The sequence below is a fragment of the Lyngbya sp. CCY1209 genome (genome assembly GCF_035615495.1).
Taxonomy (GTDB): Bacteria; Cyanobacteriota; Cyanobacteriia; order Cyanobacteriales; family Microcoleaceae; genus Limnospira.
Genome location: NZ_JAJENU010000653.1, coordinates 21,970 through 36,713 on the forward strand (window position 1 = coordinate 21,970; position 14,744 = coordinate 36,713).

General features: G+C 51.6%; 8 protein-coding genes. 5 read left to right on the forward strand and 3 right to left on the reverse strand.

From position 1 onward, the window contains the following. Nucleotides 1-34 precede the first annotated feature (34 nt). Complete coding sequence (locus LKE08_RS26820) at nucleotides 35-3,709, forward strand: Eco57I restriction-modification methylase domain-containing protein (protein WP_324707359.1); 3,675 nt, start codon at nucleotides 35-37, stop codon at nucleotides 3,707-3,709. A gap of 99 nt (nucleotides 3,710-3,808) precedes the next feature. Next, nucleotides 3,809-4,465: an HAD family phosphatase gene (locus LKE08_RS26825; RefSeq protein WP_324707360.1), complete on the forward strand. Its 657-nt coding sequence runs from the start codon at nucleotides 3,809-3,811 to the stop codon at nucleotides 4,463-4,465. Nucleotides 4,466-4,662: 197 nt separating this feature from the next. Here the strand turns inward: LKE08_RS26825 and LKE08_RS26830 are convergent, their stop codons facing one another. Both LKE08_RS26830 and LKE08_RS26835 read right to left on the reverse strand, forming a co-directional pair. Then, on the reverse strand, nucleotides 4,663-5,721 hold the full coding sequence (locus LKE08_RS26830; protein ID WP_324707361.1) for an AI-2E family transporter: 1,059 nt from the start codon (nucleotides 5,719-5,721) through the stop codon (nucleotides 4,663-4,665). 79 nt (nucleotides 5,722-5,800) lie between these two features. Continuing rightward, nucleotides 5,801-8,539, reverse strand: a complete 2,739-nt coding sequence (locus tag LKE08_RS26835) for a cation-transporting P-type ATPase (protein ID WP_324707362.1) — start codon at nucleotides 8,537-8,539, stop codon at nucleotides 5,801-5,803. A gap of 554 nt (nucleotides 8,540-9,093) precedes the next feature. Between LKE08_RS26835 and LKE08_RS26840 the strand changes: the two genes are divergently transcribed. Continuing rightward, nucleotides 9,094-9,369, forward strand: a complete 276-nt coding sequence (locus tag LKE08_RS26840) for a hypothetical protein (RefSeq protein WP_324707363.1) — start codon at nucleotides 9,094-9,096, stop codon at nucleotides 9,367-9,369. A gap of 54 nt (nucleotides 9,370-9,423) precedes the next feature. Here LKE08_RS26840 and LKE08_RS26845 read toward each other — a convergent pair whose 3' ends face one another. Further along, nucleotides 9,424-10,632, reverse strand: a complete 1,209-nt coding sequence (locus LKE08_RS26845) for a glycosyltransferase family 2 protein (protein WP_324707364.1) — start codon at nucleotides 10,630-10,632, stop codon at nucleotides 9,424-9,426. Nucleotides 10,633-11,344: 712 nt separating this feature from the next. Between LKE08_RS26845 and LKE08_RS26850 the strand changes: the two genes are divergently transcribed. Both LKE08_RS26850 and LKE08_RS26855 read left to right on the forward strand, forming a co-directional pair. After that, the gene (locus tag LKE08_RS26850) at nucleotides 11,345-12,433 is read left to right on the forward strand and encodes a glycosyltransferase family 4 protein (protein WP_324707365.1); all 1,089 of its coding nucleotides are present in this window, start codon (nucleotides 11,345-11,347) and stop codon (nucleotides 12,431-12,433) included. Between the two features lie 94 nt (nucleotides 12,434-12,527). Then, complete coding sequence (locus tag LKE08_RS26855) at nucleotides 12,528-14,738, forward strand: polysaccharide biosynthesis tyrosine autokinase (RefSeq protein ID WP_324707366.1); 2,211 nt, start codon at nucleotides 12,528-12,530, stop codon at nucleotides 14,736-14,738. The last annotated feature ends 6 nt before the right edge of the window (nucleotides 14,739-14,744 follow it).

A 14,744-nucleotide genomic window follows, 5' to 3' on the forward strand; every position in this document is an offset into this window, starting at 1 on the left:
GATCGGGGAGGGGTGAGAGTGACGGAGGAGACAGATGAAAGCAGACCGACAGAAAGAGGCGATCGCAGCCGTTCTGAATCGCCGGGAAAATCGCTTTTTGGCATTGTTTGACACCCTGGGTTATCCGACTGATCGCGGTTTTGAAACGGACGACCCGAGAGAATTCATCGAGGAATTTGGATTCGATCTCCGGCCCGATCGCGCCTTGGTGTCCGACTGGATGCGGGTTGACGGGCTCTTTCAACTCGTCGATGAGGATATCGATCCGGCGGGAAACTTCCGAACCCTCGATCGCCACTACCTCCAGTCGTACCTGTTCGTGGGGTTGACGCTGCGGAAACGAGAGTACACCCGATCGCAGTTGGCGGGAATCGTCCGGGAACTCAACAAAACCTCCGACATTCCCATTTTCGTCCTGTTCGGCTACGGCGATTTGTTGACATTTGCGGTGGTCGATCGCCGTCCCAGCAAACAGAAGGGACAAAGCGATCGCGATGTGTTGGAAAAAGTCACGTTGGTCAAAGATATTCACACCCGCCAACCCCACCGGGCACACCTCGACATCTTATTCGATCTGTCTCTCCCCCAAGTCTTGAAACGGGGAAAGAAACGGGGAAAAGTGACGAACTTCGACGAACTCCACGCCGCGTGGAAGCTGGTACTGGATACCTCGGAACTGAATCGGCGCTTCTTCAACGAGCTCTCCGACTGGTACTTCTGGGCCGTCGATCGCGTCGAATTCCCCGACGGCGCCGAAACCGATCGCGATCGGCGCAATAAAACTAGCCTGATCCGGCTGATTTCCCGGTTGATGTTCGTCTGGTTCCTGCGGGAGAAACACCTCGTCGATCCGGCCCTGTTCGATCGCGCCGAAGTCGAAAAGCTGTTGAAATCCCTCGACCCGGACGACAGCAGCTATTACAAAGCCATTTTGCAAAATCTATTTTTTGCCACCCTGAACACCGAACCCAGCGCCCACAACGCCGAAAATCGTCAATTTCGCAAGCGGGGACGACAAAGAGGCGATCGCGACGGCAATTATATGGCTCACAACCGCTTTCGCTACGAGAACTCATTCACCGATCCCAACAAGTGGCTGACCCTGATCAAAGACATCCCATTTTTAAACGGCGGTCTATTTGAATGCTTGGATCGCACCGAAGCCGGGGACGACGGGAAAGATCGGGTGGTGCGGATCGACGGCTTTTCCGATCGCCCCGACAACCCGCTACAGGTTCCCAACGAACTCTTTTTCGGAACCGAACAAACGGTCGATTTGAGCAAAGCCTACGGACAGACCAAGAAAAAGAAAGTCTCGGTGCGGGGTTTACTCTCCATTTTCCACCGCTACAAATTCACCATCGACGAAAACACCCCCCTGGAGGAAGATGTCGCCCTCGATCCCGAACTGCTGGGGAAAGCCTTCGAGAACCTGCTGGCATCCTACAACCCGGAAACCGGAACGACGGCGCGAAAAGAGACGGGTTCTTTCTACACTCCCCGAGAGATTGTCAGCTACATGGTAGACGAAGCACTGATCGCCCACTTCCTCAACCACCCCCGCATCGTCCAAGCTTCCCGCGTAGCCCAGGCTTCCAGCCTGTCCGATGACGGTCAATCTCACGGCCAAGATGGCCGTGCTACGCTGGAGGGGCGACTGCGGGGGTTGTTCGATTACGGGGCGGAATCTCCCCATTTTTCCGAGGCTGAAATCGTGGCGCTGATCGAGGCGATCGATACGGTCAAAGTGCTCGATCCGGCCTGCGGTTCCGGTGCGTTTCCGATGGGAATTTTGCAGCGATTGGTGTTTTTGCTCAGACGGCTCGATCCAGGTAACGAACGCTGGAAAGCTCGACAAATCGAACAGGCGGAACGAATTCCCGACCCGGAAATTCGCGATCGCGCTATCGCCGATATTGAGGAATCCTTCCAGCGGGGAAATTTGGACTACGGGCGAAAATTGTTTTTGATTCAAAACTGTATTTATGGTGTCGATCTTCAACCCATCGCCGTACAAATTGCCAAGTTGCGATGTTTTGTTTCTTTGATTGTGGAACAGGAGACGACGGAGGATTTGCCCAACCGGGGGATTTTACCGTTGCCGAACTTGGAGACGAAGTTTGTGGCTGCCAATACTCTGATTTCCTTGGAACGTCCCGGCTTGCGTCCGACGGAGGTTGTGGAAAAAGAGAAGGAGTTGGCGATCGTCCGACAGAAACATTTTACGGCTAAAACGCCCGCCACTAAAAAGAAATATCGCGATCGCGATGCCGAGTTGCGGGGGGAAATCGGACAGGCGTTGAAATCCGTGGGGTTGCCCGGTTCGGTGGCGGATTCTTTGGCGAGTTGGAATCCCTACGACCAAGAGGCGATCGCCCCATTTTTTGCGCCCGAGTGGATGTTTAATGTGGCGAATTTTGATATTGTAATTGGCAATCCGCCCTACGTTCGGCAGGAAAAAATTAAACCGATTAAAGATAAGTTAAAATCACAATATTATTGCTATACTGGAACGGCAGATTTATTTGTCTTTTTCTTTGAAAAGGCGATCAAGATCCTTCGTTCGGGGGGAATTTTGAGTTATATTTGCTCGAATAAATATTTTCGGGCGGGTTACGGTGAAAAGTTGCGGAATTATCTCGCCAGTGGCACGAGTTTACTTCAGGTGATTGATTTCGGCGATGCACCTGTTTTTAAGGCGATCGCTTATCCGAGTATTTTATTGGCGAAACGGGGGGAACCGACGAAGGAACATCGAACCCGAGTTTTAACTTGGGAACAGAATCGCGATTTGGGTGATTTTTTACAAGTCTGGAAAACGGAAAGTTTTACCATGCCACAGGCGGAGTTGAAGCGGGATGGCTGGCGTCTGGAGTCGTCGGAGGTGTTGCAGTTGTTGGAGAAGCTGCGGAATGCCGGAACGCCTCTGGGTGAGTATGTCAACGGACGGTTTTATCGTGGGATTTTGACGGGATTGAATGAGGCGTTTGTGGTGGATCGAGAAACCCGCGATCGTCTTATTGCAGAACATCCGTCTTCGGAGGAGGTGTTGAAGCCATACCTTCGAGGTCGTGATGTCAAACGGTGGGTCGTTCAATTTGCAGAAAAGTATTTAATCAAAATTGAATCTTCGGAAAACAAGAATCATCCTTGGAGTGACAAATTTGACAAAGAAGCTGAGGCTATTTTTGCGAAAACTTACCCGGCTATTTGGAATTGGATGAATCAGTATCGAAAACAATTAATTGCACGGTGCGATCAGGGAAAATATTTTTGGGAGTTGCGTTCTTGTCAATATTGGGATGAATTTAAAATCAGAAGAATTATTATCCCTGCACTCGCCCAAGATGTTCAATACTCAATGGATTTTTCTGAGAAACTTAGTAATGATAAAACGTCAATTGTGATTGACAAAAATATTGATTATACTCTGGCAATTTTAAACTCCGCTTCAATGTGTTTTTTTATTAAACAACAAGCACCTTCTAAGCAAAATGGATTTTATGAATTTAAGCCGACATATGTTTCCAAAATCCCCATCCCCGATCGCAAAAAATACCCCCAACAAAGTCAACAAATCGAAAAACTCGTCCGACAAATCCTCGATCGCAAAAAACCGATCCCAACGCCGACGTCAGGGAACAGGAACGAGAAATCGATCGCCTCGTCTATCAACTTTACAACCTCACCGACGAAGAAATCAGTATAATCGAAACCGCACTTAACAACGAGTAGCCCGGGCTTCCAGCCGGGGGCTCACGGCCAGGATGGCCGTGCTACGCTGCTCGGTAATTTGATAATCGATCTGATGCTCACCGCCATTATTTTTGACCTCGACGGAACCCTCGCCAACACCGACCCCCTCCACTATCAAACCTGGGTGGATGTCCTGTCGGATTACGGTATGAAACTCAATCCGGAATTTTATAACGCCCGCATCAGCGGCCGCCTCAACCCCGATATCGTCCGGGATATTCTCCCCCAACTCACCCCGGAAGAGGGGCGAGATCTGGCCGATCGCAAGGAGGCGAGATTTCGGGAAATTGCCCTCGGTTTGGAACCGCTGCCGGGGTTGATGGAACTGTTGGCTTGGATCGAAAAAAAGGGATTGAAAACCGGAATTGTCACCAACGCGCCCCGGGCAAATGCCGTGTTTATGTTGGAGGTTCTAAAGTTGGGCGATCGCTTCGAGCACGTCATTTTATCCGAAGAGGTGGGTGTCGGAAAACCCGACCCTGCCCCCTATAAAACTATCCTCGATCGCCTGGATGTTTCCCCGACAGAGGCGATTGTTTTTGAAGATTCCCCCTCGGGAATTCGCGCGGCCGTCGCCGCCGGCATCGAAACCTTCGGCGTCGCCTCCACTCACGATCCGGGGGGGTTGAAACAAGCCGGGGCAACCCGCGTCATCGACAATTTTGAGGATTGGGAATTGTGGCAATACTTGCAAAGTGCGATCGGTTGAAATGTACACCCATGATTGGCAATAAAATTGGGGAGAAAAACAGGTCACTTATACCCTAGAAATGGAAGGTTCGCTGATCGTAATTGACAATGTTTCAGGCTGCGTCCATGCGGAAACAGGGGAACCGTTATTTTCACCGGAAACAGTGGAAAAAATACACCGTATGATTTGACTAAAAAACCTGATCGCGATCGCTTTTATTTCGATTGATGATCCGCATCTCCCAACATCACGGCGATGGGGCGGGTCGGTTCAAATTCGTGGGTGAATAAAACGATCGCCGCTGTCATCGGAACGCCGATAAAGGCGCCGGGAATACCCCAAACCCACCCCCAAAAGACGATGGAAACGAGGGCGACAAACGGAGAGAGTTTCAAATATTTTCCCTGGAGTTTGGGATCGACAAAATTGCCGATGACGACTTGCAGCACCGCCAATCCGACCAGGGTGGCGATCGCCGTTCCGGGAGAGTGAAAGAGGACGGCGACGAAGGACGGGACGATCACCGCGACGATTGATCCCAAAGTGGGAATAAAATTGAGGACGAAGGCGATGAGGCCCCAGACGACCGCCAAATCGACATTCAAAATGAGACACCAAAAAGCGGTCAAAATGCCGGTGATGACGCTGGTAAATGCCATCACCAAAAAATAGCGTCGCAACTGTCGGCTCATGCTCGATACGGCGTGGATGATATGATTTCCCGCCCGTTCCGGAAAGGCTCGGTGGGTGCGTTCCGCGTATTTTTTGACTTCCAAAAGCAACAGTGCCAAAAAGGAAAAAATCAGGATCAATAAACTGACGGCGCCGAGCAGGGATTTCAACCCGCCGATCGCCTGGGTGACGACCTGTCCCATCGCTTGGCTCAACTGGTCGGATTCTCGGGAAAAGGAAAAGCCGTAATTTGCCAGCCCGGATTGGATATTTTCGGCGATCTGTTGGAAGCGATCGATATATCCGGGAACCTTGGGTTCGATCAGTTCCAAACTCAAATCGATCGCCCCGATCAAAACCCCCAAAACCGCCGCGATGACCGACAACACGATCGCCAAACTGAGCCACTGCGGCAGGCGGCGTTCGAGGCGGGTTTGCAGGGGATTGACCAAAATGGCGATCAAAAAGGCGAAGGCTAGAGGCATCGAAACCGCGCGGGTTGCCCGCAGAGATGCCACGATCAAAATAATGGCGATAATGCTCAGTAAGACCAGGATAAACTTCGCCCGCGATCGCCCGGAACTCAATTTTTTGGATTGCATCGTCCCCCGTCCTGCCGTCAGTGTCCCTCTAGCTTACGGGGAATTTTCCCGGCGATCGCCTATCGAAAGGGGGAAATTGTTATCGATGCAGTTTCGCCTTTTTTCGGCGCTGCCGCCACCATTTGTGCAGTTCCAACACCAGATAAATCAGCAGGGAAGCTGACAAAATAATTCCCCATTCATCCCACCCGATCGCGGCGGTTTTAAAGAGTTGCTGCATGACGGGGAGGTAGGTGAACAGCAGTTGCACCCCCACCATCAACGCCACCCCCAGAAGCAGCCAGCGGTTGGAAAATAAGCCCAACGTGAACATCGAATGACGCAGCGATCGGCAGTGGAACAATAGAAAAATCTGCCCGAACACGATCGCATTCACCGCCGCAGTTCGTGCCACTTCCAACGAGGTTTCGAGGTTCGCCTGTTCCACGTGGTAAACCCAAAATGCCGCCGCGCACAAAATCCCGCCCACTACCATGATCCATTGGACATCCGCCCGCCGCAGCAGGGGACTTTTCGGGGGGCGCGGTGCCCGTTCCATAATCCCCGGTTCCCCCACTTCAAACGCCAGCGTCGTCCCTAACAACACCGCCGCGATGGTATTGATCCACAAAATTTGTAGGGGAGTCGCGGGCATTTCCAAACCAAAAAACGAGGCGATAACAATAATCAAACCCAGACTGGCATTTGTCGGCAACAGCCAAATAATACTTTTGATGATATTATCGTAAATTCTTCGCCCCTCCTCCACCGCCGCCTTGATGGTGGCGAAATTGTCGTCCGTGAGCACCATGTCCGCCGCCTCCTTGGCGACTTCCGTGCCTGTCATCCCCATGGCGATGCCGATGTCCGCCTGTTGCAGGGCCGGGGCGTCGTTCACGCCGTCCCCCGTCATCGCCACCACGCGATCGCCCGCCTGCAGGGCTTTCACCAGGCGCAGTTTCTGTTCCGGCGCCACCCGCGCGAACACCGACACCCGCTCGACGAGTTCCCTGAGTTCGCCATCGGACAATTTCGCCAACTCCTGTCCGCTGACGGCAAACCCCTCCCCGTCGATGCCGTCGAGTCCGATTTTCCGGCCGATCGCCGTCGCCGTCCGCACATGGTCGCCGGTGATCATTTTCACCTGAATTCCCGCCCGCAGGCAGACTTCGATCGCCCGGATGGCCTCCGGTCGCGGCGGATCGATCATCCCTTGCAGCCCCAAAAACGTCAACCCGTCGGCGATGCGATCGTGGTCCAGGGAGTGGGTGGCGGGGCTGAACTCGGCCCGGGCGAAGGCCAGCACCCGCAGCCCGCGATCGGCCATTTCCCCCACCGCTTCTTCGATCGCCCCTTTGTCGAGGGGAATCGCCGTCCCGTCCCCGTCCAACCCGTCCCGACAGCGCGGCAGTATCCGCTCCACCGATCCTTTAATATAGGCAACGGGTGGTTGACCTTCCCCGGTCTGGTGCAGGGTCGCCATATATTGATACTGGGATTCAAAAGGGATGGCATCGAGGCGGGGAAATTTGTCATCCCAAGGGGGGGACGAGCCGTCGATTTTGTTCGCCACCGCGATCAGAGCCGCTTCCGTGGGGTCGCCTTCCACCCGCCATCCCTCTGGCGTGGACACCAGGCGGGAATCGTTGCACAAAAATCCGGCTTTCAGGCATTCCATCAAAGCCAAATCGGAGGTGGCATCGACGAGCCGGCCCCCGCCGGTGAATTTTCCCTCGCAACCGTAGCCGACACCGGACACTTCAAACCGCCCGGTCCCCGCCAGGATTTCCTGGACGGTCATTTCGTTTTGGGTGAGGGTCCCGGTTTTGTCGGAACAGATCGTCGTGGTGCTGCCCAGGGTTTCCACCGCCGGCAGTTTGCGGATGATGGCGTTTCGCGTCGCCATCCGCGACACCCCGATCGCCAAAGTGATGGTGACGACGACGGGCAGGCCTTCGGGAACCGCCCCCACCGCCAGGGCGACCATTTCTAGAAAGGTTTTTTCGACGACTTCCAGGGTGACGGTTTCGGCCCGCAGCAACCCCACGACCAGGGTCAGTCCGGCGATCGCCAAGATCACTTTCATCAGGGCGAGGCTGAAGGCTTCGATCTGGCGGGTGAGGGGGGTTTCCAGCATCTCGGCTGAGGCGATCATCTCGTTGATGCGGCCGATTTCGGTGCCGTCGCCCGTGGCCACCACCACCCCCGTGCCGGTGCCGTAGGTGACGAGGGTGGAGGAGTAGGCCATATTGTCGCGATCGCCGAGGGCGGTATCCTGGGGCAACTGTTGGGCGGGGAATTTCTCCGCCGGGACGGATTCCCCGGTGAGGGCTGACTCGTCGATTTGCAGATCGCGGCTGTGCAGGAGGCGCAGGTCGGCGGCCACTTTATCTCCGGACTGGAGGACGACGAGATCGCCGGGGATTAGTTCCGCAGCGGAAATTCTCTGTTTTTGGCGATCGCGGATCGTCGTGGCCTCGTTCTGCATTTCCCGGGCCAGGGCTTCCATCGCCTGCACCGCCTTTTCTTCCTGCACGAATCCCACGACGGCATTGATCAGCACGACGGCAAAAATTACCCCCATGTCCACCCACTCCCGCAGCAGTCCGGTGATGATGCCGGCGGCGATCAAGATGTAGATCAGGGGTTGGTTGAACTGCTTGAGAAACGCCACGATCGGACTTTCGCCCTGCCGTTCGGTCAGGGCGTTGGGGCCGTATTCTTCCTGGCGGGACATGACTTGTCGTGCAGATAAACCGTGTTGCGGGTCGGTTTCGAGATGTTGGATGACCTCCCGGGTGGGGAGGGCGTGCCAGTCTGTCGGTTGAACGGTCTTCATATGTCAGCTCGAAGGGCTTGGGTTGGGGAGGGCGATCGCAAATCTCGGGCGTCGGCGAATCTCTGCCGTGTCGGTTCAACTTGCCGTTCGGGTTCGGTTTCCCCCCATCACCAGCGTAACAGAAGATACCAACCCCGAAGGGCTTCCCCCGCCATCTGTACAAATACCGTTACAAAACTTGCAGATTGTTCAAAGTTTCCGTGAAGTTACTGTGGGAAATTTTGGGGGCGGCGGTTTAACTTGGGAATGAGTCCGGCGCGATCGCCCCTCTTTTCCAAAAAGTTCGGGAATGGATGCGCTTGAACCTGTAGGACAACACAACCGAGAGGGCACTGAACTTTCCCGCCTTTTTCAGTCCAAATCTGTCCCGAGTTTCTCGCAACTCCTGAACTTATTCCGATCGACGGTGGCGGGGCGATCGGACAGACTGGACGTATCAAAGATGGGATGGCAATCCGGACAGAAGCATTAAAACTGCATAACTGGTGTGGAGGGCAACGTATGGTCGGGTCAACCCGGGCCGAGGTGTAACTATCAACGCGGGAGGCAGAGTCATGCAGGAAGGAATTGAATGCCCCAAGTGCGGCAAACGCACCGTCGTCCAGCGATCGGAGACTGTGTTCCAATGTATCTCCTGTGATTTTAAGCGGGATTTGGCAACAGAACCTAAACAAAACAAAAACAACAATGAGGGCGGATCTTGGCTCGGCGTTTTGTTGACTTTTGCTCTGATTATTATTGCGTTTTCTCTGGGAACCTCATCGACATTTCTCAATTCCGAAGTGAATCAAAATGTCGTCAATCCGGTCACTGAAACGATCGCCCCTTAACCGAAGTCTGTGGGAATCCTAGGGGCGCAAGGCACGGCGCCCCTAGGATTGGCTTCATTTCGATTGGGATGGAGGGGTGAGATCCCGTTCCGTCCGCACCCACTCTTTTTGGGGTTTGACGAAAAATCCCAGGTAGAGGGGAATTTTCCAGAGGATGTAGAGGGGGATGCCCAACAGGGTTTTCAGGGGGATGACCGATCGCCCGAATTTGCCCCAGGCCAGCAGGATGGCGAGGATCAGGAACAGCCCTTGTGCCCCCAATATCAGGGCGGGAAGCCAGGAGAAGCCCAAAAGACCCGCCAGTAGCGCGATCGCCCCCACGCCGACCCACAGGAGCACCAGCAGGGACAGCGGCGGGACGCACAGGTCCATCGCCATTTGGAATAAATCGAAGCGCCCCTTCGAGACGGCGGCTTTCAGCAGTCGCGGCACCTGAGTCCGCAGGGTTTCCAGGTGGCCGTGTTCCCAGCGGGTGCGTTGACTCGTCGTGGCTTTTTCATCCGTGGGCAGCAGCCCCAGGACTTTAGCCGCGGCCGTGAATTGGGGAGGGTAGCCCGCGATCGCCAGATCGACCCCGAGTTGCATATCTTCGACGATATTACCACTGGCCAGGGATACTGACTGAATCCCCGACCAGGGAAAGGCCATGCCGGTCCCCGTCAGGACGCACGGTCCGGCCATCCGCGCCAACCCCAGGGGGCGAACCCAGTTTTTCACTAAAAACGCAAAGGCGGAAATGGAATTTTTGATGGAGGGATCGGGGGGGGTTTCCATCAGGTAGAGGGCCTGGACGGCATTTCCCGTCTCTCGGGCTTTTCGGGCGATGGTCGCGATCGCCCCCGGTTCCACCCGGCAGTCCGCGTCCACCATCACCACCACCTCCGGCGGATTTTGGCGCAGGTGTCGCAAGCCGTAGTCGAGGGCGTATCCTTTACCCCGGTTGTCCCGATCCTGGCGTTCGAGCACCGTCGCACCTTTCTCGCGGGCAATAGTTGCCGTTTCGTCGGTGCAGTTGTCGGCAATGACGATCGCCTGGTCTGTTTCTTTCAGTTGGGATATAATCCCGGTCAAGGTCGCCCCGATCACCGGCGCTTCATTGTGGGCCGGAATCAATACCGAAATCCTCGGTTCCGGGGAGTCGGGGGCGGATGTGGGATCGGAACCCGCGAAGAAGGCGACGCAACATTCGATCCAGAGAACGGCGATCGGAATTGCCAACCCGAAGGCGAGGATGACAAGTATTAAACTCAGCAGCTCATTCACAATCTTTTGGGGGCTCAATCACGGATTTTATAATTATACTAAGCCCCGACAGTCGGCATTTCAACCCGGACGGAGAAGCGCTCGATCGCCAATCCACTGGAGGTTCGGCGGCGATCGCGGTTCCTTACAAGCCATTCCGAGACCGGGAACCCGGCCCGAAGTCCTCGGGCTGACTCTCAGTGCTGCGGAACCGGGGTCTCCACAAAAATTGGCCGGTCGGATTCCACGAGCCCGACCCGAAAACCGCTCCAAACCAGGCTCAGTCTCTTCAAAAGTCGCATTTTTTCCCGAAAAAATGACAGATTTTCCGGCAATAGATTTAAATGTCAGGCTATCCCCTCGGCCCATATCCCCGGACAAAAGCTCTCGATAATGTGCTATCAATCTGATGGCCGGTCTCGAGTTTGTTCGGGCAACAAAGCCTTCCTATCGGCTTTCCAACCTTCACAACTTGCAGGCGATCGTCCCCAATATTGACAGTTGACACTTGATCGCTTTATAATTAAATTCGGGCTTTACGCTCAATTCACGCCTGGTGCATCTAAGATTTTTCACAGCCCCCTTCAACGAACTGACTTCAGGGATCTAAAAAAAATTAAAAGAGAGATCAGCGCGGTCACGCTGATTTCATCACCGAGTCAGATCTAGCTGACCCAATTCTCAATTTTACTCATCTATTCTGTGTGTTATCATGCCAAAACTAAGGATCGCCATGCTTGGACCAAACCCCGATGAAAAGGGAGGCATGGGTAAAGTATCAAAATTGATCCGAGAAAACGTTGCCGAGTCAATAGAAATCCAGTACATATCAACCTGGAATGGCAAAGATGCCAATCGCTTGACCAATTTTGCACAAGCATTGATGGCATTCTTGTGGCAACTGATTGGTGGAAAAGTAGACTTGGTTCATATTCATATTTCTGAAAGAGGAAGTGTCCTTCGCAAATCGATAATTATTTTGATTTCGTTGGCGTATCAAAAACCCATTATTTTACATACTCATGGGGCAGAATTTACCCAGTTCCATGAGGAACTACCAAAACCCATTAAACGGGCAGTCAACTGGATGTTTCAGCAGTGTAACTATGTCATCGCTTTGTCGGAGAGTTGGAAACAGTTCTATATCAAAAATTGTCACCTGGCTCCCGACCGAGTCATCCGAATGTACAATCCGGTTACGATTCCATCTCGGATTCCCAATCGCAGCAGCAGTCATCCATTAAAGTTTGTATTTTTGGGTAAAATCACTCCACGAAAAGGAATTGACGACTTACTGAATGCATTTGCTTCTTTACCCATTGACCAACAAAACCAAGTACAGATCGTACTGGCTGGAACTGGGGAAGAAGAGGCGGCAAAACAGTTAGCCAAACAATTGGGAATTGAAAATCATGTCAAATTTCCCGGTTGGATCGATGAGAAACAACGGGATGATTTATTATCTCAAGCACAGGCATTTCTCTTGCCGTCCTATCAAGAAGGTTTGCCCATGGCACTGCTAGAAGCAATGAGTTGGGAACTGCCGTGCATCACCACTCCTGTCGGTGGAATTCCCGAAGTTATTACAGACCAAGAAACGGGTCTTCTCGTTGAGCCGGGAAATGTTCAAAAACTCGCTTGTGCAATGCAAACTTTAATTGAGAATGAGTCCTTAAGGCTGCGTATCGGGAAAGCCAGCCGAGAGAAAGCCAAGGATTTAGATATCAAAAGATATTGCGTATTTTTGTCTGACATCTACGAGCAGTCTGCGAAAAAGTATGACCGTAATGAAATGGCAGTCAAAAATACAATCAGTCATTAAAACTAAGTCGGACGGAGGCAAGGAAACACTTTAACTCATCAACATTATTGTTTTCGGAAAAATGAGAATTGTCAACCATTTTAATATTTAGATTATGGATCAAAAAGACTATCCGGAAGAAATCGACCTTCAAAAATATTGGCTCATTCTGAAAAGACACTGGTTGCCCGCAACAATCGTTTGGTTTTTGGCTGTAGGAGCGGCCACATATTCAGCCTTATCGACAGAAGAAGAATATGCGGCCTACGGTAAGTTGCGCTTGAAAAAACAAAATCCCACTTCTGCATTACTGACAGAAGCCGGAGAGAAAATTGGCACGTTAGACTCTCTGAATATGCAGGACACCCCATTGGACACCGAAGTAGAGGTACTCCGTTCAAGTCCAATTGTCAACCAGACCATCGAATCACTCAACCTGGTGACAAAAGAGGGTGAACCGATGATCTATGAAAACTTTATGGAAAAGTTGGGAGTAAAGGCAATTCCCGGAACTGACGTTTTGACAGTTTCTTACACCAGTTCGGAACCCCAAGAAGCCAGTGCGGTAGTCGATAAAATAATGGAAGTATATATCAAAAATAACCTGCTGGTCAATCGAGCCGAAGCGGCTGCTGCACGAGAGTTTATCAACCAACAACTTCCCAGAAACGAGCAAGAACTCTTGCAAGCGGAGGAAGCACTCCGTCGATTTAAGGAAAAAAATAATATTGTTAACTTGGAACAAGAATCTTTGTTGGCAGTGCAAACAATTGAGCAACTAGATACTCAAATTGAGACCACCCAAACTCAGATCGAAAAGATTTTAGCTCAAACCGTCGAAATTCAAAATAAGTTGGGGATTTCTGCCGAAGAAGCGATCGAGCGGAATGCATTAAGTGAATCCGAATCGGTACAACAAGCCCTGAGCAAACTGCAGGAAATAGAAGATGAGTTAGCCGTTCAAAGAAGTCTTTTTGTAGAGACTTCACCGGAAATCACCGTACTTGAAAATCAACAAAAAGCTTTTGAAGAACTTCTGAGAGATCGAGTCGATCGCGTGACGAGAAATCAGAACGATGCCCCAAACAGCTTTTCGATGGGTGAATTAGAAAAAGATTTAGCCGGAAAATTCGTTGCTTTGGAAACGGAACTTAGGGGGTTGATAAAACAGCTTGAATCTCTCTATCTGATCCGTGCAGAAAGAAAACAAAGAGCCGAAAGGTTGCCCCAACTGGAACAAGCTCAACGGGAACTCGAACGAAATGTGGAGGCGGCACAGGCTACCTATACGATCTTGGTCGATCGTTTACAACAGGTTCAAATTGCCGAAAATCAAAATGTAGGAAATGCCGAAATTATTAGTCCAGCTATTATTTCACAATATCCGGTTTCGACCAGCAAAAAAGTCATCGTAGCGATGGGAATTGTAGTGGGTGCAGCCTTGTATGTAATTGTTGCTTTTTGTTTGGAACTACTCGACCGGTCGGTCAAAACGAGTAAAGAGTTGAGAACTCTATTTAACTCCTACAGCTTGTTGGGGATGATTCCAAATTCAAAAAAGAAAGTTGCCCTTCCGGGTATGCGATCGGAATTCGTTGCTCCCGAGCATCAAGTGAGAAATGCTCCTCACTCTATGATCAGCGAAGCATATAGAATGCTACAAGCCAATCTTAAATTTATCAGTCCCGACCGGGAACTTAACTTGATAGTCGTTACGAGCGCCGTGTCCAAAGAAGGTAAATCTACAGTTTCAGCCAATTTGGCGGCGGCCATGTCTCAAGTGGGGAGTAAAGTTTTACTAATTGATGCCGATTTACATCATCCTCAGCAACATCACATTTGGAATTTAACAAATGACGTGGGATTGAGTGATGTGATCGTCACTAAGGTCGGATTCAATCATGCAGTTAAGCAGGTCGATCGCTGTTTGGATATTTTGACTTCCGGAGTGGTTCCCCCCAACTCATTGGCGCTTCTCGAATCTCAACGGATGAATAGCTTGATCGAAGATCTGCGGACAATTTATGATTTTATTATCGTCGATACTTCTCCCCTATTAATGGTGGCAGATGCTTTAACTTTGGGCAAAAAAAGTGATGGTATGCTCTTGGTTTCAAGGCCGAAAGTGATAGATAGTGTGAGTGCGATCGCCGCCAAAGATTTACTGATGAAATCCGGCCAAAAAGTTTTGGGCTTGGTCACGAATGGCGTGATCGTTGAGAACGAGCCAGATAGTTACTTTCACTATACAAAAGATTATTTTAAAAACGATACGAATGTGGCGACAACCCAGATACAGAATGAAGAAAATATTCCATCCCGATAATAAAAG

Coding starts and splice junctions, on each gene's coding strand:
- LKE08_RS26840 (WP_324707363.1), top strand. CDS start 9,094: ATGCAGGAAGGAATTGAATGCCCCAAGTGCGGCAAACGCACCGTCGTC.
- LKE08_RS26855 (WP_324707366.1), top strand. CDS start 12,528: ATGGATCAAAAAGACTATCCGGAAGAAATCGACCTTCAAAAATATTGG.
- LKE08_RS26835 (WP_324707362.1), bottom strand. CDS start 8,539: ATGAAGACCGTTCAACCGACAGACTGGCACGCCCTCCCCACCCGGGAG.
- LKE08_RS26850 (WP_324707365.1), top strand. CDS start 11,345: ATGCTTGGACCAAACCCCGATGAAAAGGGAGGCATGGGTAAAGTATCA.
- LKE08_RS26825 (WP_324707360.1), top strand. CDS start 3,809: ATGCTCACCGCCATTATTTTTGACCTCGACGGAACCCTCGCCAACACC.
- LKE08_RS26820 (WP_324707359.1), top strand. CDS start 35: ATGAAAGCAGACCGACAGAAAGAGGCGATCGCAGCCGTTCTGAATCGC.
- LKE08_RS26830 (WP_324707361.1), bottom strand. CDS start 5,721: ATGCAATCCAAAAAATTGAGTTCCGGGCGATCGCGGGCGAAGTTTATC.